General features: G+C 63.4%; 22 protein-coding genes. 8 read left to right on the top strand and 14 right to left on the bottom strand.

The genetic code is table 11. The annotated features are described in order from the left end of the window. The first annotated feature begins 40 nt into the window (after positions 1–40). Positions 41–430 carry a metalloregulator ArsR/SmtB family transcription factor gene (locus tag RA302_RS25190; protein ID WP_003940184.1) on the top strand — a complete coding sequence of 130 codons (390 nt, stop codon included), beginning with the start codon at positions 41–43 and terminating at the stop codon, positions 428–430. A 7-nt stretch (positions 431–437) separates the two neighbouring features. Here the strand turns inward: RA302_RS25190 and RA302_RS25185 are convergent, their stop codons facing one another. From RA302_RS25185 to RA302_RS25175, 3 genes are all read right to left on the bottom strand, one after another. Beyond that, positions 438–935 (bottom strand): hypothetical protein, encoded by a 498-nt coding sequence (locus RA302_RS25185; protein ID WP_003940625.1) that lies wholly within the window; start codon positions 933–935, stop codon positions 438–440. 111 nt (positions 936–1,046) lie between these two features. Further along, on the bottom strand, positions 1,047–1,697 hold the full coding sequence (locus RA302_RS25180) for a pyridoxamine 5'-phosphate oxidase family protein (RefSeq protein WP_003940212.1): 651 nt from the start codon (positions 1,695–1,697) through the stop codon (positions 1,047–1,049). Positions 1,698–1,714: 17 nt separating this feature from the next. Further along, on the bottom strand, positions 1,715–2,668 hold the full coding sequence (locus RA302_RS25175; RefSeq protein WP_030537185.1) for a DNA-3-methyladenine glycosylase: 954 nt from the start codon (positions 2,666–2,668) through the stop codon (positions 1,715–1,717). A 45-nt stretch (positions 2,669–2,713) separates the two neighbouring features. Between RA302_RS25175 and RA302_RS25170 the strand changes: the two genes are divergently transcribed. Next, entirely contained in the window at positions 2,714–3,265 is a 552-nt protein-coding gene (locus RA302_RS25170) for a ribonuclease H (protein ID WP_030537184.1), read from the top strand. Between the two features lie 5 nt (positions 3,266–3,270). On the opposite strand, the gene RA302_RS25165 is transcribed toward RA302_RS25170, so the two are convergent. The 3 genes from RA302_RS25165 to RA302_RS25155 form a co-directional block, all read right to left on the bottom strand. Then, positions 3,271–4,269: an acryloyl-CoA reductase gene (locus RA302_RS25165; protein ID WP_030537183.1), complete on the bottom strand. Its 999-nt coding sequence runs from the start codon at positions 4,267–4,269 to the stop codon at positions 3,271–3,273. 80 nt (positions 4,270–4,349) lie between these two features. Then, positions 4,350–5,483 (bottom strand): 12-oxophytodienoate reductase, encoded by a 1,134-nt coding sequence (locus RA302_RS25160; protein ID WP_003940612.1) that lies wholly within the window; start codon positions 5,481–5,483, stop codon positions 4,350–4,352. A 4-nt stretch (positions 5,484–5,487) separates the two neighbouring features. Then, on the bottom strand, positions 5,488–6,015 hold the full coding sequence (locus tag RA302_RS25155; protein WP_030537182.1) for a nuclear transport factor 2 family protein: 528 nt from the start codon (positions 6,013–6,015) through the stop codon (positions 5,488–5,490). Between the two features lie 125 nt (positions 6,016–6,140). On the opposite strand from RA302_RS25155, the gene RA302_RS25150 reads away from it, so the two are divergent. Next, on the top strand, positions 6,141–7,046 hold the full coding sequence (locus RA302_RS25150) for an amidohydrolase family protein (RefSeq protein ID WP_172403435.1): 906 nt from the start codon (positions 6,141–6,143) through the stop codon (positions 7,044–7,046). 21 nt (positions 7,047–7,067) lie between these two features. On the opposite strand, the gene RA302_RS25145 is transcribed toward RA302_RS25150, so the two are convergent. After that, on the bottom strand, positions 7,068–7,811 hold the full coding sequence (locus RA302_RS25145) for an SDR family oxidoreductase (protein ID WP_030537180.1): 744 nt from the start codon (positions 7,809–7,811) through the stop codon (positions 7,068–7,070). A gap of 26 nt (positions 7,812–7,837) precedes the next feature. Further along, a complete protein-coding gene (locus RA302_RS25140; protein ID WP_007729451.1) occupies positions 7,838–8,776 on the bottom strand; it encodes a 3-oxoacyl-ACP reductase in 939 nt (312 codons plus the stop codon). A gap of 369 nt (positions 8,777–9,145) precedes the next feature. Here RA302_RS25140 and RA302_RS25135 point away from each other — a divergent pair, with 369 nt between their 5' ends. Next, complete coding sequence (locus RA302_RS25135; protein WP_030537179.1) at positions 9,146–10,741, top strand: acyl-CoA synthetase; 1,596 nt, start codon at positions 9,146–9,148, stop codon at positions 10,739–10,741. Positions 10,742–10,797: 56 nt separating this feature from the next. On the opposite strand, the gene RA302_RS25130 is transcribed toward RA302_RS25135, so the two are convergent. From RA302_RS25130 to RA302_RS25120, 3 genes are all read right to left on the bottom strand, one after another. Continuing rightward, entirely contained in the window at positions 10,798–12,045 is a 1,248-nt protein-coding gene (locus RA302_RS25130; RefSeq protein WP_007729446.1) for an Nramp family divalent metal transporter, read from the bottom strand. A gap of 129 nt (positions 12,046–12,174) precedes the next feature. After that, positions 12,175–12,666, bottom strand: coding sequence for a nuclear transport factor 2 family protein (locus RA302_RS25125; protein ID WP_003939809.1), 492 nt, complete (start codon positions 12,664–12,666; stop codon positions 12,175–12,177). 32 nt (positions 12,667–12,698) lie between these two features. Then, positions 12,699–13,574 carry a TIGR03619 family F420-dependent LLM class oxidoreductase gene (locus RA302_RS25120; RefSeq protein ID WP_030537178.1) on the bottom strand — a complete coding sequence of 292 codons (876 nt, stop codon included), beginning with the start codon at positions 13,572–13,574 and terminating at the stop codon, positions 12,699–12,701. Between the two features lie 138 nt (positions 13,575–13,712). Between RA302_RS25120 and RA302_RS25115 the strand changes: the two genes are divergently transcribed. The 4 genes from RA302_RS25115 to bphC all read left to right on the top strand — a co-directional run bounded on the left by RA302_RS25115 (position 13,713) and on the right by bphC (position 17,873). Next, entirely contained in the window at positions 13,713–14,621 is a 909-nt protein-coding gene (locus RA302_RS25115; RefSeq protein ID WP_030537177.1) for an IclR family transcriptional regulator, read from the top strand. A gap of 76 nt (positions 14,622–14,697) precedes the next feature. Continuing rightward, entirely contained in the window at positions 14,698–15,567 is an 870-nt protein-coding gene (locus RA302_RS25110; RefSeq protein WP_019745379.1) for an alpha/beta fold hydrolase, read from the top strand. Between the two features lie 171 nt (positions 15,568–15,738). Then, entirely contained in the window at positions 15,739–16,917 is a 1,179-nt protein-coding gene (locus RA302_RS25105; RefSeq protein ID WP_003940250.1) for an acyl-CoA dehydrogenase family protein, read from the top strand. A 35-nt stretch (positions 16,918–16,952) separates the two neighbouring features. Further along, positions 16,953–17,873 carry a biphenyl-2,3-diol 1,2-dioxygenase gene (gene bphC / locus RA302_RS25100; RefSeq protein WP_003940493.1) on the top strand — a complete coding sequence of 307 codons (921 nt, stop codon included), beginning with the start codon at positions 16,953–16,955 and terminating at the stop codon, positions 17,871–17,873. Between the two features lie 64 nt (positions 17,874–17,937). Here the strand turns inward: bphC and RA302_RS25095 are convergent, their stop codons facing one another. The 3 genes from RA302_RS25095 to RA302_RS25085 form a co-directional block, all read right to left on the bottom strand. Then, complete coding sequence (locus RA302_RS25095; RefSeq protein ID WP_003939848.1) at positions 17,938–19,251, bottom strand: bifunctional o-acetylhomoserine/o-acetylserine sulfhydrylase; 1,314 nt, start codon at positions 19,249–19,251, stop codon at positions 17,938–17,940. 37 nt (positions 19,252–19,288) lie between these two features. Next, positions 19,289–19,804 (bottom strand): OsmC family protein, encoded by a 516-nt coding sequence (locus RA302_RS25090; protein ID WP_030536951.1) that lies wholly within the window; start codon positions 19,802–19,804, stop codon positions 19,289–19,291. A gap of 241 nt (positions 19,805–20,045) precedes the next feature. Then, positions 20,046–20,807 carry an enoyl-CoA hydratase-related protein gene (locus RA302_RS25085; RefSeq protein ID WP_030536952.1) on the bottom strand — a complete coding sequence of 254 codons (762 nt, stop codon included), beginning with the start codon at positions 20,805–20,807 and terminating at the stop codon, positions 20,046–20,048. Between the last annotated feature and the right edge of the window lie 50 nt (positions 20,808–20,857).

Below are 20,857 nucleotides of genomic sequence, written 5' to 3'. Positions count from 1 at the left end.
ACTTGCGGCGGGGGATCGGAAGTTCTACGGAGGCAGTCGGTTGACGAATGCAGGCGCAGCAGACACCAGTGGCGCGCTGAGCGTCGAGGATGTTCGTCGCGCCAGGGCCGCACTCGAGGGTTTGGACGTCACCAGTTGGTCCGGTCGCTTCGAGCTTCTCTCCGACACCAACCGTCTGCGTCTGTTGCTCTGCCTTCATCACGCACCGGGTATCTGCGTCACGGATTTGTCCGTGGCGCTGGGGATGAGCGGCACAGCCGTCTCACATGCGCTGCGGCTACTGCGTAGCCAGGGGTGGGTGAGCGCGACCCGCGACGGCCGATCGATGCGATACCAACTGGCGGACGACACCGTTCACCAGCTGCTGCATTCGATCGGCGCCACACATTTTCACGACGAGACACCCACCCCCGGGCACACGCACAGCTGAGCGCTACTCAAGGAGTCGCGAAGAACTTCTCGACGGCCGGCGCAGCGTTCGGGTTTCCGTTGGTGATTCCTGCGCCGACTCCGGCAACCGTGCCGATGACTCCACCGACGATGCAGCCGGCGATGAAGTTCGGGAAGATCGACAGGCAGCCGATTCCGACGCCGAGGTTGGCTCCGATCAGGGTCGACTGCAGACCACCGTTGTTCCAGCCGATATTGACCTCGTTGGCCATCGTGTCGAACGCGGCCTGCTTCGGATCGTTACCGGGGAAGAGCATCAACGCCGCCTGGCTGTTCGACTCTGCGGTCGGTGTCAGTAGGGGTTGGGACGGATCGAAGCCCGCATTCGGGGGCGCTGCGACCGCGGTGCCGGCTCCGGCGCCGACTGCGGCGACGACGAGAACGGACATGGTGAGAGTTCGGGACAGTTTCATGGGGACGGCCAATCTGTCTGTGTGGAACCAGTCGTGAATGGTGGCGGTGCAGTTCGTTAACCAGAACTCCACCGTCTGGATCGATCGTGCGGACCTCCTCGGGCACAACGGGACCCGTCGTCTCCGCGCGACGGGCCGTGTTTGGTGGCTACCCGACTCCGAGTGCCCTGAAACCGCCTAGTCTCATTCGTTTTTCGACAACCGCGCACGCAATTCTTCGACCTCGGCAGTAAGCCGATCTACCTCGGCTTGCAGGGGTTGGCGTGCCAGAGCGAGGGATTCGTCCATGCGCTCCTTGTCGAAGCGTGGCGTGATGTTTCGACTGCAGTTCCAGTCGAACGCTTCGACGTCGATGACGATGGAACGCTGGGCTTTTGCCGTCATGGTGCCGCCGGGGACTTGCAAGAGCTGTTGCAGTAGTGCAGGGTCCTCGTCCGCTTCGATCACCTGCGCACGCCCGTAGATCTTCAATCTCGTTCGCGTCGGGTAATCGATGACGAACAGCGAGATGCGATTGTTCTCTTCCAGATTGCCGAGCGTCACGAATTGCTGATTGCCGGGGAGATCGGCGAATCCGATTCGATTCGGGCCCAACACATGCAGGAATCCGCGCGGGCCGCCGCGATGTTGGACGTACGGCCAACCGTCGGGCGTCACCGTGGACATGAAGAAGGAATCCACGGATTTCACGAATCCCTGCGCGCGGAAATCGAATTCCATCGGGCCTTCGTCGGGCTGATCGAGTTTCGAACCGTACACGGTGAAACTTCCGGTCGACCGCTGACGCTCCACCGCAGCGGGGGAGAAGGCGATGTGTGCGTATCGGGTCGACATTTTCCAACTCCTGATGCTCAGTGCCAACGGTGGTCGGCAACGGCAGTTCGCGGACCGAACTTGGGTTTGACGGCTTGCCCGCTGACCTGCAGGAGCCTCACGGCGCGGTATCGATGCGGTTGAAGGGGAGCGAGGTACTGCACCATCTCGGCGTCGTCGATCGGTTCACCCAGCAGTGACCACCCGACGACGGCAGCGAGGTGGTAGTCGCCGACCGAGAGTGCATCTGAATCGCCGAATGCACGCTGAGCCACTTCGGCGGCAGTCCAGATCCCGACGCCGGGTACCGCTCGCAACCGTTTGGTCGCCTCGGTCCTGGGGAACGTGGATGCCTGCTCGAGGCGGTCGGCGACGCGAGCGCACTGAACGATCGTCTTGGACCTCGCTGGATCGACGTTCGCGCGATGGAATTCCCATGACGGCATTCGACGCCATTGGTCCGCGGTGAGTGGAACTCGCATTCCGTCGGGCGCGGGGCCGGGTGGGCGCTCCCCGAACTTGGTCAGCAGGCGGCGCCACGCGGCAAATGCGTCGATGCCGTGGACTCGTTGCTCGAGGATCGCGGGAACGAGAGCTTCCATGACGCGGCCGGTGCGGCCGATGCGCAGATGAGGGAAGCGTCGATGAGCTTCGGCGAGCTTGGGATGTTCGGGGGCAAAATCTTCGGCCTCGTCGTCGAGACCGAGCAGCGCTTCGGCGCCGGTCAGGAATTCCGTGGCGCCGGGACCCCAGGCCTGTACCCGGACCGTATGGCGATCCGACTGGGTGATGCGGTAGGTCACAGGACCCGAAAGTTGGCGGGAAACTCGCCAGATCGCTCCGTCGGCTGACCGTCGATGTGCGGGGTCGCCGGGTCCGCGCTGATGCGGGCTGAGCGTCAGCGCGGCATCGAGTGGTCGCTGAGAAGTCACCGTGACTTCGTCGACCGGAGATAGCGGCGTCATCGAGGTCAGCGTATCGCCACCGTCCATCCTCCGTTAAGGCGTGTGTCGGTGGCGCAACGTATTGTCCGAGCCATGATCATCGTGAGCACCGACGGATCCTGTCTGCGAAACCCCGGTGGGGCTATCGGCTGGGCGTGGGTCAATCACGAGGGTCCGAGCATGTCCGGCGGAGAAGCGTCCGGTACCAATCAGATTGCCGAGTTGCGTGCGCTCTTCGAGGCCGTCGTCGCCCATCCCGGTGCTGATCCTCTGCTCATCGAATCCGACTCGCAGTACGCCATCAAGTGCGCGTCGGAATGGCTGCCGAGTTGGAAGCGCAAGGGCTGGAAGACCGCGAGCGGCGGGGCGGTCAAGAACCTCGATCTGGTGCAGAGTATCGATCGAGCCATCACCGATCGTGTCGGACCGGTGCGCTTTCGCTGGGTGCGCGGGCACGTCGGCAACCACTACAACGAAATGGCAGACAAGCTGGCCGGCGAAGCCGCACGCGCCATCGTCTCGGGGGACATCGCATCGGTCCCGCTTGCTGCCCCGGTGAAGAAGGAACCGACCGCCGTGAACTCCCCTTACAAGGAGAAGTCCACGACGGCCGAAGAACCGGAAGATTTGTTCACACTTTTCTGAGCGGTTCAGAACCCGTCGGCAACCTGAACCAGTGCCCGGCCGGTGTACTTGCCTTCGCGTACCTGATCGATCACCGAGACGACGTCGCGGACGGCAACGAGGTTCGTGATCTCCTTCAGATGACGTGGGGCCAAGTCGGAGCCCAGACGGGCCCACAGCGCGCGACGGGGTTCGATCGGCATCAATACCGAGTCCATGCCCAGCAGTGAGACTCCGCGGAGAATGAACGGCAGCACGGTCGTAGGCAGCGCGGCGCCGCCGGTCAATCCGCTGGCGGCCACAACACCGCCGTAGTTGACCGTGCTCAGAACGTGAGCGAGGGTCTTTCCACCGACGCAGTCGACGGCCGCCGCCCACTGAGATTTTCCGAGCGGGCGAGGCTTGGCGTCGGGATCTTCGGGGAGCCGGCCGATCACCGAAGACGCACCGAGTGACGTCAGAAGGTCTGCCGCGCCTGGCTTACCGCTGGAGGCGACCACGTCGAAGCCTGCGCTTGCCAGAAGGTCGACGCTGACGGTGCCGACTCCGCCGCTCGCACCCGTCACCAGGACGGGACCGTCGGCTGGCTTCACTCCGCTGGCCAGAATGGCTTGGACGCTCATGGCTGCGGTGAATCCTGCCGTGCCGATCGCGGCAGCGTCGGCAGTGGAAATGCCGTCGAGCTTCACGACCCACTCGGCAGGCAAACGGGCGATCTCGGCGTAGCCGCCGTTGCGGGCGGTCCCGATCTCGTAGCCATGTGCGACGACCTTGTCTCCCGGGGCGAATGCGTCGGACTCGGAGGCAATGACCTCGCCGGCGACGTCGATGCCGGGGACGATCGGGTACTCGCGAACCACCCCGCCTTTCGGCGTGACCGCGAGCGCGTCCTTGTAGTTGACGCTCGAGTACTCGACGCGAATGGTGACCTCACCTGCCGGGAGGAAGGATGCGTCGACGGTTTCGGGGGCGAAGTCGATGGTGCCGTCGCTGTCGCGGGCGACCCAGGCGTTGAAAGTAGTCATGGGTCGAACATAAAGGCCTTCGGCCCTGTGCGCCTTTTTGGTAGTGCGAACTACCGGAAAGGCGCACAGGGGCGGAGCCCCTAGATCAAGCTGCCCTCATGCACCGCTCGATCGAACGCCGGTAGCGGGCCACCGGCGCGCAGGGTAGTTGCCAATGCAGGATCGGCGAGATGGAGACGGCCGATCGCGATCAGATCGAACTCTCCGCTGCCGATGCGCTCCTCGAGCTGTGGGATGTTGTCGACTACAGGTGCGACGCCTTCGATGCGGCTGTCCCGCAGCGACTTTCCGATACCGACGCTGCCGACGGCCATCGTGACGGCGCCGGTCAGCTTCTTCGCCCAACCCGCCAACGAGAGATCGCTGCCTTCGAAGGCCGGCACGTCGAAACGCCTGATGCTGGCGTCGAGAACGTCGACTCCGGCGTCGACCAGCGCGCCCAGGATGACGCCCAACTCTTCGGGGGTTTCGGCGATCTTCGCGGTGAAATCTTGCTGCTTGTGCTGTGAGAAACGGTAGATGATCGGCAGATCCGGTCCGATGGCCGCGCGGATCGCGGCGACGACGGCGGCCGGGAACCTGGTACGACGCTCCAGGTCGCCTCCCCACGCGTCGTCGCGCTGGTTGGTGCCCTCCCAGAAGAAGGAATCGAGGAGGTAGCCGTGACCGCCGTGGATCGCGATGCCGTCGAAGCCGAGTTCGACGGCGTGCTTCGCGCTACGGACGTACGCGTCGATGACGTCCTGTATGTCCTGCTCGGTCATCGCTTCGGTGCTCGCCTGTGCGCGTTCGACGTAGGCAGCGGAGTACGAGGTGACGCCGAGCGGGCCCCATTCGCCTGAGGGGCGCATCGGCTTGAGTGAGGGGTCCATCTGCGTCATCGCGCCCCACAGAGGTCCGACGTGCCAGAGTTGAGGCACGATCTTGCCGCCCGCAGCGTGCACGTCGTCGACTACCTTCCGCCATCCGGCCTGAGCAGCGGGAGTGTGGAGGTTGGGGACGTTGGCGTGGTCGACAGCAGTCTCGTGATCGATCGCGACGCCTTCGGTGACGATCAGTCCGGTGCCGCCCTCAGCTCGTCGGCGGTAGTAGTCGGCAACGTCGCGGCCGGGCACACCTTCGATGGAGTACGTGCGCGTCATCGGCGACATGACTATGCGGTTGGACAGTTCGAGCGAACGGATGCGGAGCGGTTGGAACAGCGGGTTGGTCACTTCGTCACAGCGCTTTCATGAATCGGAAGAATCCGGGGTCCTGGTCGACACGGAGCCGGGTGAGGGTTCGGTAGCTGATCAGCCACTTGCCGTCTTCTTTGCGGTATTTCTCGTGGTAGTGGCCGTAGCCGTGTAGGTGCAGTTCTTTCTCACCGTCGTTCCACCACAGCATGTCCTCCATCGCCCAGATGCCGGTTGCGGTGGTGGGCGAGGTCAGCACGATTTCGGGAGTGTGTGCGTGGTGCGCCGTGGTGAGGGGGATGTCGCCGTCGAGCATGTTCCGAATTGCCGCGGTGAGTTTGTCGATGCCCACTACCTGGTTCGAGGTGTCGCCGGTCTTGGGTTGCTTGTCTGTCGGGAGTCCGCCCCACGTCTCGCTGACGACGTCTGCGGTGTGCAGGGTTGGGTAGACGTGCCACTGCTTGGTGTCCATGCAGCGTAGGCGCGCGGCGAACACACGCTTGATTTCCTCGATTGCGAGCAGTTCCTCGACGGCACTGATCGACCCCGCTTCGGACTCGGCCTGAGACATTCAACCTCCAACGGTGATCGGCAAGATGGGTTCACATTCGGGTGCTCCGGGCGGGCCGTCAACGACCTGTCCCGGTGAGCGCGACGGCACTCGGTATGGTCGAGCGAACGAAAGGGGTGTCAGACGTGTGTACCGAAGAGGTCCCATCGACCGGACCGGAGGAGATCGCCGAGGTTCGGGCTTTTTGGCGCGAGTTGGGTGTTCCTGGCGTGATCGACGTCCACACCCATTTCATGCCGAAGAGCGTCATGGACAAGGTGTGGGGTTACTTCGATTCGGCGGGACCGATGATCGGTCGTCCTTGGCCCATCGCCTACCGACTTGCCGAGGAGGAGCGGGTACACCGTCTCCGCGAGTTCGGTGTCCGGGCTTTCACGTCGATGATCTACCCGCACAAGCACGCGATGGCCGAGTGGCTCAATCAGTGGGCCGTCGAATTTGCCGCGCAAACGCCCGATTGCCTGCACACGGCCACGTTCTATCCCGAGGAGTCGGCGGCGTCGTACGTCGGAAAGGCCCTGGATTCGGGCGCGCGAATCTTCAAGTCCCACATCCAGGTCGGAAACTACGACCCGAACGACCCTCTGCTCGACAAGGTCTGGGGTCAGCTCGAGGACTCCGAGACGCCCATCGTGATCCATTGTGGATCGGGACCGGCGCCGGGGGAGTACACGGGACCTGATCGCATTGCTTCGCTGCTCGCACGGTACCCGCGCCTGTCGTTGATCGTCGCCCACATGGGGATGCCCGAGTACAGCGAATTCCTCGATCTGGCAGAGGCTTACGGTAATGTCCGCCTGGATACGACCATGGCGTTCACCGACTTCACGGAAGAGCAGTGTGCCTTCCCGAAGGCGGACGTATCACGGCTCGTCGACATGCAGGACCGGATTCTGTTCGGTAGCGACTTCCCGAACATTCCGTACCCGTATCTCACAGCCTTGCAAGCGGTTACGCGCTTCGATCTCGGAGACGAATGGCTGCGAGCCGTCGTGCACGACAACGCTGCGAAACTCTTCTCGGTGAGCTGAGCCCACCGAGAAGTATTTCGCTCATCGCAATTTGATGCTGCCGCCGTCGGCCATCAACGTCTGTCCAGTCATATACTTGGAATCGTCGCTCGCCAGGAACACCACGACGGGAGCGATATCAGTTTCGGGATCACCGATGCGTCCGAGAGGCACCTTGGCAACCGATGCGGCTGCGCGCTCAGGGAAGGCTTCCTGCCACTTGACGACGCCTTCGGTGGCGGCGAACGGGCAGACCACGTTGACCCGAATGCCTTCCGGCGCCCACTCGTTGGCGACGACGCGCGTCAGGCCTCGCACAGCTTCCTTGGCCGCAGCGTAGGACGTCTGGGTCGGCATTCCGTCCAAACCTGAACCCGACGCGAAGTTGACGACCGAACCCTTGGTCTTCGCGAGTTCGTCGTGGCACGCCTGCATGAGGTGGACAACGGGGTAGAAACCGGTGTTGAAGGACAGGTCGAACATGTCCTGCGTGGTTTCGAGCAACGGAGCCTGACGGGACGCGTGAGCGTTGTTCACCAGGATGTCGAGCTTGCCGAAAGCCTCGAGCGCGGCGTCACGGATCTGCTCGGCCGAACCGGCGGCAGCAAGGTCGACGTTCAGGAACTTGCCGGAGCCGGCCAGTTCTTGTTCGAGGGCCTGGCCCTGCTCGTCGTTGATGTCGACGAACAGGACCTTCGCGCCTTCACGGGCGAAGACTCGGGTGATGGCACGACCGATTCCACCGGCGCCGCCGGTGACGATCGCTACCTTGCCGTTCAACCTCATGAAACGCTCCTCTTTGTAAGTGCTGCTCAAACTGTTGCGGTCTCGTCGACTGCAAGTGCAATCTTTTCGAGGCCGGCGATGCTGTAGGCGGCGTAGGTCTCGTACGGCCCACGGCCGGAGAAGTAAGACGAGAGCTGGCCACCGAGTTCTTCGACGGTGAACGCGGATCCGGCTGCGTCGAAACGGTTCTCGACCTTGGGTGCTTCCATCAACGCCACCATCTTGCCGTAGACGACGAAGACCTGTCCGTTGATCTCGTCGGAATCCGGGGATGCGAGGTAGCTGACCAGGGTCGCGACGCGCTCGGGTGCAAGCGGATCGAGGCCGACGACGCCGGTGTTGTTCTCGCCGAAGGCTTCTGCCGTCATGGCGGTGCGGGCACGAGGGCAGATCGCGTTGGTGCGGACGCCGTAGCGGGAGAGACCTGCTGCGCTCGAGAGCGTCAGAGCGGTGATGCCGGCCTTGGCTGCCGAGTAGTTGGGCTGTCCGGCGCTGCCGAAGAGGAAGGCCTCGGAAGAGGTGTTGATGATGCGGCCGTAGACCGGTGCGTCGGCTGCCTTGCTGGCTGCGCGCCAGTGGACTGCGGCTGCGTGCGAGGTGGCCGCGTGGCCCTTGAGGTGCACGCGGATGACGTCGTCCCAATCGGATTCGGTCAGGTTGAAGATCATCTTGTCGCGCAGGATGCCTGCATTGTTGACGAGGATGTCGAAGGATCCGAAGTTCTTGACAGCCTCTTCGATGATGCGCCCGCCGAGCGACCAGTCGGAGACGTCGCCGGTGATGGCGAGTGCCTGTCCACCTGCGGCCTTGATCTCGTCGACCACGTCGTTGGCCGCTGCACCCATGTCGTTGACGATGACGGCTGCACCGGCAGCCGCGAGTCCGAGTGCTTCGGCGCGACCCAGGCCGGCGCCGGCGCCGGTGACGGCGGCAACTTTGCCTTCCAAGCTCAGTGATTGCGTCATGTCGTGCTCCTTCGATCCGGGCGGTCGGGTACGTCTTGCAAAATTAGTATTCATTCTAATTTGAAGTCGAGAGTTCGGTAGTCGTTCCGAAAAAATCATTCGAGCGAAATCAGAATTAGTTCTAGTTTTGAACAGAAGTTTGGCCGACTGAGGAGGAGTCTCACTCAGCGGGAGCGGTGATCTGGGTCACGAGCGCTGCATGTCACCTTGGGTCGACGCGGCGATCCCACCGCGTACGCGTTTGCGTCACCACCGATCCGCTCAGTTCTCGGCCGCATTCGTCGGCTCCAGGGTCGGATAGTTCTCACCGAAAACGCAGTACGGTCGGCCCCGAATTCACCGGGCCGGACATCAAGGAAGGCACCAGCAGTGTCACTGAATTTGGCAGATCTGTACGAGGGCATCTCGGATCTGATTCCGGACCGCACGGCGCTCGTGTGCGATGGCCGTCGTCGCACATACGTCGAACTGGACGAGGGCTCGAATCGCATCGCCCGTCACCTGGCGAGTGTCGGTGTCGGGCCCGGCGATCACGTTGCTCTGCACATGCGCAACAGCATCGAGTTCGTCGAGAGTTTGCTCGGGTGCCTCAAGATTCGCGCGGTCCCGATCAACGTCAACTATCGCTACGTCGACGCCGAACTGACCTACCTGTACAACGATTCGCAGTCGGTAGCTCTGATCGTGGACGAGGAGTTCGCTCCGGTGGTGGAGACGGTTCTCCCGGCCGCACCCGGCATCAAACACGTCGTTGTCGTCGGCAAGTCCGTGGTCCGCGACATCGAAGGTGTCGACGTCGTTGGATACGCCGACGCCGCCGCGGAGCAGCCCGCTACTCGTGACTTCGCGCCCCGCAGCAACGACGACCTCTTCGTCATCTACACCGGCGGCACGACGGGGATGCCCAAGGGCGTCATGTGGCGTCATGAAGACTTCTACTTCGCGGCGCTCACCGGCGGAAATCCGTTCGGTCCGCCGCACACGACCGCTGAGGCTCTGTTCGCCGCGGTGCCGAACGTCCCCGCGATGAACATGCTCAGTACCGCACCCCTGATGCACGGTGCGGCGTCGTACTCGCTGTTCACCGGATTCTTCATGGGCGCCAACGCAATTCTCATGGCGCGGTTCGACGCGAAGACGACCCTGCAGCTCGCCGGAAGTGAGAAGGCCGTCTCCATCACCGTCGTCGGAGACGCGATGGCACGTCCGCTCGCAGACGAATTGGCAGCAAACGCAGCAGATTACGACCTCAGCACGGTCGGAATGGTCTCGTCGGGTGGAGCCTTGTTCTCGCTCTCACTGCGGGAGCAGCTCAAGTCGATGCTTCCGAACCTGGTGATCCGCGACGGATTCGGCTCCTCGGAGTCGGGCGTCGACGGCAATCTGGAGATCGGCGAAGACGGCCTGATGCGCATCGCCGCTCGCGACGAGACCCGCGTCGTGGACGAAAGGATGCGGCCGCTGGAGCCGGGATCGCCCGAGACCGGCTACATCGCTCGCAGCGGGCACGTGCCGGTCGGCTACTTCAATGATCCGGTCAAGACCGCGGCTACGTTCCCGGTGATCGACGGGGTGCGGATGTCGGTGCTCGGCGACGTCGGGCGCGTGGAAGCCGACGGCTCGATCGTCCTGCTGGGGCGTGGTTCTCAGTGCATCAACACCGGCGGGGAGAAGGTGTATCCGGAAGAGGTCGAGCAGGCGCTCAAGAGTCACCCGGCGGTGCTCGACGCTTTGGTCGCGGGAATTCCGGATGCGAAGTTCGGTGAGCGCGTCGCTGCGGTCATCACGACCCGCGAAGGCTTCGACGTCCCGGACGCTGCCGAGATCGGTGAGCATTGCGCGTCGCAGGTCGCTCGGTACAAAGTGCCGCGCACCGTCATGAACGTTCCGTCGATCAGGCGTTCTCCCAGCGGAAAGGCCGACTATCGCTGGGCCAAGGCCACTCTCGCCGAGCAAGTCTCCTAGTCCGGCCGGAGCCGTCCAGCGCGTTTGTGAGGGACGCGTTGGGCGGCTCCGGTGCTCTAGCCTGTCACCGTCAGAACCAGCAGAGCGACGTTGAGTGCAACGATCAAGCCCGCCGCAATCCACGCCGCGACGGTCGTGAGCGGGGCATTGCGAGCGTCGCCCATGAGTTCGGGGTCCGAGGTCATTCGCACCAGTGGGATGATCGCGAAGGGGATGCACAGGCTCAAGACCACTTGGCTGAGCACGAGCGCCAGCGTCGGGTCGACGCCGAGTCCGAGCACGATCAGCGCCGGGACGAGCGTGACGATCCGGCGTGTGATCACCGGAATCCGAATGGCCAGAAGACCATGCATGATCTCGGCGCCGGCCGCGCATCCCACGGAGGTCGACGCGAGTCCGGAGGCGAGGAGGCCGATCGCGAACACCACGGCTACGCCCGGGCCGAGCGAATTCTCGATCGCGGCATGCGCGCCGTCGATGGTGTCGGTGCCGGGTACTCCGCGCAGCGCCGAAGCGGCCAGAAGCAGCATGCCGATGTTCACGCCACCGGCGATGATCAACGCGACGACGACATCCCAACGGGTGACTTTGAGTAGTCGCTGCAACCGTGGGCCGGGTTTGATGTGGCCGTGGCGATCACGTGCCAATGCGGAGTGAAGGTAGATCGCGTGCGGCATGACCGTTGCTCCGAGCATGCTGGCGGCGAGCAGTACGGTCTCGGTTCCTTCGAAGCGGGGGACCAGTCCGGCGACGGCCTCGCTGCCGGAGACGTCGGTGAAGGCGAGCCCGGTCAGGAAGCCGATGGTGATGATGGCCAGCAATCCCATGACCACGAACTCGAAAGTGCGCTGTCCGCGCCGACTTTGGATCGTCAGGATGACCATCGACACGCATCCGGTGATCAGTCCGCCGAGGAAGAGCGGGATGTTGAAGAGCAGGTTGAGTGCGATGGCGCCGCCGATGACTTCGGCGACGTCGGTCGCGATCGCCATCATCTCGGCCTGGAGCCAGAAGGCGCGACGGTTGTTCTTACGCAGGCGCTGACCCAGCATTTCGGGCAGGGATCTGCCGGAGACGAGACCGAGTTTCGCGGACAGATACTGCACGAGGACGGCCATCGCGTTGGCGAGTACGAGTACCCAGATGAGGAGGTAGCCGTACTTGGCGCCGGCGGTGAGGTTGGCGGCGACGTTGCCCGGATCGACGTACGCGATTGCCGCGACGAACGCCGGACCGAGCAGGGCGATGGATCTCCCCGTGGGTCGTCGGCGCGGAGTCGTCGGCTCTTGCGTACTGGTGCTCATCGGTCTCCTGGTCACACGTACTCGGACCTGTTGGTTCGAATAAGTGAACTATAGAGTTCGGGGAGCCGAACTTTCAACAGCTGTGCGCGGTTAACGACCGCAGAGGGTCCCTAACCGCGCACAGGCCGGTTAGGCCGTCACGCCGGCAGCCAGGAGAGCGCGGGCCTCGGGTCGGCCGTCGAGGAGGGCGTTGGTACGCAGCTCGACCTTCCACTCGCCGTCCGTCTTGATCAGTTCCCAACGGTTCGCGGTGATGCGGAGGACCTTGAATCCCGTCGGGTTCTCGGGATCTTTGATGACCAACTGTGAATGGCAGGTCGCGACGGCCTTGTTGCCGTCGATGCGGATGTGCGCGGGTGTCATCATGTGGGCCGCGCCGTTCATGATCCAGTTCTGGTGTGAGGCGCTGTGAACCATCGCGCGCAGTTCGCCGCGGCCGTGCATCGCACCGGTATCGACGTCGTAGACGCCGTCCTCGAGCCACAGGTTCGCGACCTCGTCGGCTGATCCGCTGTCGACGGCAGGGCTGTATGTGGTCAGCAGTTCGGTGATCGCGAGCTTGTCCTCGAGCAATTCCACTCGGGCGAGCAGGGATTCGATCAGGGCGGTCGAGTCGGTCATCGGTACGTCCTTTGCATTGGATTGTCGGGGAATCAGGAAGTGGTGAAAGAGAAGCCCTCGGTGAGGGCGATTCGGTGAAGTTCTTCGAGTTGTTCGCAGTAGTGCTCGACGCTTCGAGCGCCGACCGAGCAGCTGGCGATGGTCGCCCCGGCGTCGAGGACGCGAGTCAAGGCGCGAAGGGTGGATTCGCGATTGCCGAGAGGATCGAGCGGCGCACCGGCGGGAAGCACCACGTCGAATCCGTCGGGGAGCGTCGTGGCATCGAGCATTTCCTTCAGTTCGGAGAATCGCAGCCCGAACGGCACCCACCCGTCGCCGTGTGTGGTGGCCCGGCGCAGCGATCTCTTGGTCCGGCCGCCGATCCACAGCGGCACCCGTTTCTGGACGGCGTGGGGTTCGACGACAAATCCGGAGTAGTCGTAGAACTCGCCGTGATACTCCGGAGTCGGCGTCGACAGTGATGCCCGAAGTGCGGCCAAGGCATCGTCAGCGCGCGCTCCTCGGTCGGCAAATGGAGCATTTATGAGATCGAATTCTTGTTTCAGAGTCCCCACCCCGAGGCCGAGTATCAGGCGTCCATTGCTGACGCGATCAAGCGTTCCGTAACGCTTGGCGATCTCGAGGGGGTGGTGGTAGCCCAACACCAGCACCTGGGTCGCCAGCAGGATTCGTGATGTGCGTGCGGCGAGAAAACCAAGGGTGGCGAGCGGATCCCAGTAGGTTCCGCCGCGCTCGGCGGCAATCTCCTCGGGGACCGCCACATGTTCACTGCAGGTCAGATGATGGAAACCGAGTCGATCCGCCGTGGCGGCCACTGTGGCGATCTCGCCGATGTCAGCACTTGCCTCCCACTCCGAGCGCGTGCTCGGGTGCTGAATCAGGACCGGCGTGACGATTCCCAGGTGCATCGGGCGTTTATAGCGTCCCCACTCGCCCAGCGGCAGGTGAATTACCGCTGATCGGGATCGAAAAGATCGATTCACTTTCCAGAAACTGTGACCTGGGTTATAGTCGGTAGAATCAATTCCAGTTTTCGGGAGGCGTCCATGACCATTGTTGACATGAACGACACACTGTCCACCGTCCAGACTGTCGGTGGGCAACCCAAGAAGGATCTGCCGCCGTCGATGGTCGAGCGGATGACACTGATTCTCGACGCCTTCGACGGCCGCGCCGCGCGGCTGACGCTGGAAGAGGTCGCGTGCCGTACTCAGTTGCCGCGCTCCACGGTCCACCGCATTCTCGATCAGCTGGTCAAGCTGGACTGGGTCGATCACGCATCGTTCGGCTACTGCCTCGGGCGTCGCGCGCTCGGCCTCGGTGGTGGCGACGGCGGCCACAGCCAGATCCGCGAAGCCGCTGCACCGCTTCTGCACGAACTGCACCTGCAGACCGGCATGGTCGTTCACCTATCGGTGCTCGACGGACGCGAGAGCGTCTATCTCGACAAGGTCGGCGGACGATTCGCCGCGGCGCTCCCGTCCCGCGTCGGCGGCAGAGTGCTCGCTCATTCGACGGCTGGTGGCAAGGCGATGCTGGCGTGGATCGACCCCGAGCGCGTCGACGCTCTGTTCGGGTCTTCTCTTCCCCGCTGTACCGAGAACACGATCACCGACGTCGCTGTGCTCCACCAGGAACTGAACCGCATCCGTCAGCGTCGGGGACTGGCCTTCGAACGCGGGGAGTCGGCGCGTGGAGTCGCTTGTGTGGCTTCGGCAATTCGCGGACACGAGGGTCCCGTCGGCAGCATCGCGTTGTGTGGTGACATGCGGACCGCTCAGCTCGAGCGAGTTGCTCCGCTGGTCGTCGACGCGGCTCGCGAGGTCTCGCGGACGCTGTACCCCGAACTGGGTGCTCCTCGCCGCGGCCGCAAAACGCCTCCCGTTCCGACCAATACGTTCTCGGCGGAGACGATGGATCGCCTGCTGGCAGCGTCGTCCGACCACTGGATCTGACGTATTTTGATCGACTTGTCTCGCTGATCGGGACGAGTCATAGCAGCTCAGCGGTACTGATGGCACCGTTCGGACCATGACGACTGAACTGAGCTACGAGGGAACTCTGAAGGAACTGCAGACCGATCTCGGTGTGCTCCGGTACCACGAAGCCGGCGACGGCCCGCCGCTCCTGCTGCTGCACGGATCGGGCCCCGGCGTCACCGGTTGGCGTAACTACCGCGGCGTTCTCGCGGACTTCGCGGAGCACTTCCACTGCTACGTTCTCGAGTTTCCCGGATTCGGCGTCAGCGATCCCGGCCCCGACCATCCGATGATGATGGCGCAGGCGTCGGTCGGGATGTTCCTCGACGGCCTCGGCCTCGGCCCGGTCCACATGATCGGTAACTCCATGGGCGGCATCGTCGCCACCAAGGTCGCGATCGACGAGCCGCACCGGGTGAGCAAGCTCGTCACCATCGGCGGCATGGGAAAGAACACCTTCTCGCCGGGGCCCGGTGAAGGCATCAAACTTCTCATGGAGTTCACCGACAACCCCACCCGCGAAGCCCTGGTCCGCTGGTTGCATTCGATGGTCTTCGACCGCGCCGTCGTCACCGAGCAGCTCATCGAAGAGCGTTGGGCCCTGGCCACCGAGCCGACGACGCTCGAGATCGCCCGTCGTATGTACAGCAGCAAGGCCATGGCCGCCATGGGCGCGGCTGCCGCTGCGTCGACCGCCGTGCCGTACTGGGCGCAGCTGAACAAGATCAAGGCGCCGACGCTGTTGACCTGGGGACGCGATGACCGCGTCAGCCCCGTGGACATGGCGATTCTGCCGATGCGCGACATCCCCAACGGCGAAGTTCACATCTTCCCCAACTGCGGACACTGGACGATGATCGAAGCTCGCGACGCCTGGGTCGCGTCCGTTCTGGCATTTCTGACGCGTCCAGAAGGCAAGTAAGGACGGTGCGCCTTTTTGGTAGCCCCCACTACCAAAAAGGCGCACAGGGGTGCTCCCACTCACCGGGAAGCGTTTCTGCACTTCGGTGGGCTACCTGCCACCGTTTCACCAACAGATTTTCATTCTGCCCAGGCACTCGCCGGGTAGCGAAACCAGAAAGCCGGAAAAATCATGGGTCAGGTTCTGGACAACATCTCACAGTTCGCCGACGAGATCCGCGCTGACGGAGTCGAGGGTGACAAGCTGATGCGCTTGACGGACGGCAGCGCGAAGCGCTTGCGCGACTCCGGCGTCATCCGGATGTTCCAGCCGAAGGAGTTCGGTGGCCTCGAGGCGCATCCGCGTGAATTCGCCGAGACGGCAATGGCTATCGGCGCGATGGACGGTGCCACGGGCTGGGTCAGCGGCATCGTCGGTGTGCATCCGTGGGAGCTTGCGTTCTTCGACCGCAAGGCTCAGGAAGAGGTGTGGGGAACCGATCCTGATACGTGGATGGCGTCACCGTATGCGCCGATGGGTGTGGCGAGGCCGGTCGAGGGTGGGTACATCCTCAACGGTCGCTGGTCGTTCTCCTCGGGTACCGATCATTGTGACTGGATCATGATCGGTGCGATGGTCGGTGACGAGTCCGGCAAGCCGTTGATGCCGCCGAAGCACCTGCACGTGTTGTTGCCGCGTTCGGATTACGACATCGACCAGGACAGCTGGAATGTCGTGGGTCTGCGCGGTACGGGGTCGAAGGATCTGATCGTCAAGGACGCGTTCTTGCCCACCTACCGCACGATCGACGCCGGAAAGGTGTACGACGGGACGGCGTGGAAGGAAGCGGGTCGTACGGAGACGTTGTACAAGTTCCCGTTCTCGTGCATTTTCCCGTTGGGGATCACCTCGTCGTTGATCGGTATCGCCGAGGGTGCGTTGGCGTGCAACATGGCGGCGCAGCGTGAGCGTGTGACGGTCAGTGGTGTTCCGATCAAGGAAGATCCGTACGTGCTGTTCGCGATCGGTGAGGCGGCGGCCGAGATCGCTGCTTCTCGGGCTGCGATCTTGGAGACGGTGGATCGTTTCTGGGACATGACGGAGAAGGGGCAGGAAGTTTCGTTCGAGCTTCGTGCGATCGGTCGCCGTACGCAGACTGCTGCTGCGTGGCGGGCGGTGCGTGCGGTGGACGAGATCTTTGCTCGTTCCGGTGGTGGGGCTTTGCAGTTGAACACGCCGATGCAGCGGTTCTGGCGTGATGCTCATGCCGGTCTCGCGCACGCGATCCACGTACCTGGCTCCATTTTCCATGCGTCGACGCTCTCGCAGCTCGGCGGCGAACCGCAGGGTATCCACCGCTCGATGATCTAGTCCCACAAATACTTTCGAAGCAAGGACGGTTAGGCATGACTGAAATTCGGGGCCTGGGGTATCTCAGGATCCAAACGCAGGACGTGGCTCGCTGGCGCGAGCTCGTGGTCGACGGACTCGGCCTCGCGGTCGGTAGTGGCCCGGAAGCCGACGGCCTCTACTTGCGCCTGGACGAGCGTCGTGCGCGACTGATCGTCCTGCCCGGTGAGACGGACAAGGCTCTCGCAGTGGGCTGGGAAGTGCGAGATCAGTTCGCGCTCCAGCGTGTTCGTGAAGCAGTGGAGAAGGCCGGAGTCGAGGTCGAGGTTCTTTCCGAGGTCGACGCCAGCTACCGCGATGCCGAGCAGGTCATCGCATTCGACGATCCCAACGGTAACCGAGTCGAGGTCTTCTTCGGACCGGTACTCGACCACAGCCCGTTGGTCACCCCGCACGGCGGCCGTTTCGTCACCGGCGATCAGGGCCTCGGCCATGTGGTGCTTCCGGTTACGCGTTTCGACGAGGCATACACCTTCTACACCGAGGTGCTCGGATTCCTCCCGCGCGGTTCCATCCGTCTCGGCGGTATCGATGCGCCGCCGCCGGCTCGCCGCGTTCGCTTCATGGGTGTCAACCAGCGCCACCACAGCCTGGCGTTGTGCCCGGCGCCGCCGGTTGACGAGCCCGGTCTCGTGCACCTGATGATGGAAGCCGAGACTCTCGACGCCGTCGGTCAGGCTCTCGATCGTGTTGCCAAGCTCGGCTTCTCGATCTCCTCGACGTTGGGTCGCCACACGAACGACAAGATGGTGTCGTTCTACGTGCGCGCACCGGGTGGATGGGATCTGGAGTTCGGTTGCGAAGGCATGCTTGTCGACGAAGCCTTCTACACCGCTGAGGAAATCACGGCCGACAGCTACTGGGGCCATGACTGGTCCGAGAGTGAACCGCTGGCCGCGTTCACTCCCAAGAGCTAGCTCTTACGCAACGAAAAAGCTCGGTCCCAATGCATATCGGGGCCGAGCTTTTTCGTGCGATAGATCAGGAAGCTGCTGCGGCCAAACCGGTTTCGAGGTCGGCGAGAATGTCGTCGATCCCTTCGATGCCGACCGCGAGGCGGACGAGCCCCGGCGTGACGCCCGAAGCGAGCTGCTCCTCGGGGGTGAGCTGCGAGTGCGTCGTCGACGCGGGGTGGATGACGAGTGAGCGAACGTCACCGATGTTGGCGACGTGGCTGTGCAACGTCAGAGCGTTGACGAACTTCTTGCCTGCGTCGACTCCACCGGCGAGCTCGAACGCGACGATGGCGCCGGTTCCCTTGGGCGCCAGCTGCTTTCCGCGCTCGTGCCAGGGCGAGGATTCCAGTCCGGCGTACGCGACCGACGTGACCTCGGCGCGGCCCTCGAGGAATTCCGCGACCTTCTGGGCGTTGGACACGTGGCGCTCGATGCGCAGGCTCAGTGTCTCGATACCCTGCGAGATGAGGAAGGCGTTGAACGGTGCGATGGCCGAGCCGAGGTCGCGCAGAAGCTGAACGCGTGCCTTGAGGGCGTAGGCGGGTGCACCGAGATCGGCAAAGGTGACGCCGTGGTAGCTGGGGTCGGGGGTCGTGAAGTTGGTGTGGCGTCCCTGGGTCCAGTCGAAGGTGCCACCGTCGACGATGACGCCGGCGATCGCGGTGCCGTGTCCGCCAAGGTATTTGGTGGCGGAGTGGACGACGATGTCGGCGCCGTGCTTCAGCGGCTGAATGAGGTACGGAGTTGCGACCGTGTTGTCCACGATCAGCGGGATGCCGTGCTCATGGGCGACTGCGCTGATGCCGGGGATGTCGAACACGTCGTTCTTGGGGTTGGAGATGGTTTCGCCGTAGAACGCCTTGGTGTTCGGACGGATTGCCTCACGCCAGTGATCGAGGTTGTCCGGGTCCTCGACGAAGTCGACGGTGATACCGAGCTTGGGCAGCGTGTAGTGGAAGAGGTTGTACGTGCCGCCGTACAGGCGAGGGCTTGAGACGATGTGGTCCCCGGCCTCGGCGAGGTTGAGGATCGCGAAGGATTCGGCGGCCTGACCGGACGCAACCAGCAGAGCCGCGACTCCGCCTTCGAGGGCGGCGATGCGCTGCTCGACGGCGTCCTGCGTCGGGTTCATGATGCGGGTGTAGATGTTGCCCGGCTCGGCGAGGCCGAAGAGCGCCGCCGCATGGTCGGTGTTGTCGAAGACGTAGCTGGTGGTCTGGTAGATCGGAAGCGCCCGAGCGTTGGTAGCGCTGTCCGGGCCCTGTCCGGCGTGGACCTGCTTGGTTTCGAACGACCAATCGGCGGTCGGATCGGTATCGACGGGGGTGTTCTCGCTCATGAATTCATACTCCGTGGTGAAGGTGGGTTGGTGCGGGTCAGGCGGTTTCGACGACTGTATGCACTGGGACGGGATTGCGGGTGAGATCGAGTACGGGGCAGTGTGCGTCGACCGTTTCCTGCAGTTCCAGGTAGCGCTCGCGGGTTTCGGGGCCGGTCAGGGTGACGACCACGCGGACCTCGGAGAATCCCGGACGGACGGCGTCGTCGAAGCCGAAGAATCCACGAACGTCGAGGTCACCTTCGGCCCTGGCCGAGATGTCGTCGAGAGCGATACCGAGTTTGTCCGCCCAGACGCGGTAGGTGACCACCTGGCAGGAGAGCAGGGAAGCAAGGTAGTACTCGACAGGATTGGCTGCGGTGTTCTCGCCGCCGAGGGCCGGCGGCTCGTCGACCTCGACGCTGTACTTACCGATAGAAATGGTGCTGGCAACGGCGTCGTGCGCCTGGGCGGAAGCCTTGAATACGACGTGCGCTTTGCTGGCGTCTTTGTCGATGGCGTCGGCGTTGGCTGCTACGACGGAACTCAGGTGTGAGATGGAGGCGGTGGTCATGACAGAAATGTCCCCTGATCTGGGTGTACATACGAGTATCGACGTGAGCGGCGCTCACGTCGTAGGTCCGATCAGTAGATCGGACACCCGGAGGTACAGACATGCGCAAAGTCGACATGGCGCCGCCGCGTCAGCAGCGTGCCCGTCTCGTATGCGCCGATTCCCGTCACAGGAGAGACTGTAACCGGTTCATACCCTTTCCGACCAGACGTATAGGAAATCTGTCTCGGATTGTGGTCTGTCATGCGGGCGGCAGTCCGCTCCACCGGGGTGTCCGACGATTGGCGAAAGCGTCGAGTCCTTCGGCGATGTCCGGAGAGCGCAACACTGCGTCCTTGGCGTCGTCGGTGACCTTCCATCCGTCGGCGTCGGCGTCGGCGTAGAGAGCCTCGATGGCCTTCAGACTCAGACTCACGGAGGTGGGGGAGGACTCGCAGATCTCCGCTGCCATCACCAGTGCCTCGTCGAGTGCCTTACCAGGGGCAGTGACTGCATTGACGACGCCGAGGTCCTTTGCCCGTTCGGGATCGAGTGTGCGGCCGGTGATCAAGAGTTCACGGGCGACGTTGATCGGAAGCGCGCGAGGAGCCCGAAAGAGTGCGCCGGACGTCGCAACCAGACCGCGTTTGGTTTCGGGAAGGCCGAATTGCGCTGTGGCAGAGGCGACGATCAGATCGCAGGCCAGTGCGATTTCGAAACCGCCACCAAGCGCGTAGCCCTCGACTGCAGCGATCAGGGGCTTGTTCCGCCGGCGCCGAATGACGCCGTACTCACCGCCGCGAGGCATGCGAAGGTCGGCCCGCTCTCGGATATCGGTTCCGGCGCAAAAGATGTTGGGGGTTCCGGTGATGATGCCGACCCACAGATCAGGGTCGTCGTCGAGAAGATTCAGCGCGGCTTCGATTCCCTCGGCAGTCTCACGGTTGATCGCGTTACGGCGTTCTTCGCGTTCGATCCTGACGATGAGAACGCGGTCATGGCGTTCGGTGGAAACAGTCGACATAATTGGACTGTAGTCCACCTATCGGAGGCGGAGGTGCGTCACCTGACGGG

The sequence above is a fragment of the Rhodococcus sp. DN22 genome (assembly GCF_036669995.1).
GTDB lineage: Bacteria > Actinomycetota > Actinomycetes > Mycobacteriales > Mycobacteriaceae > Rhodococcus_F > Rhodococcus_F erythropolis.
The sequence above is the reverse complement of the archived record's forward strand: the minus strand, read 5'-3'. Positions and strand labels throughout refer to the sequence as shown.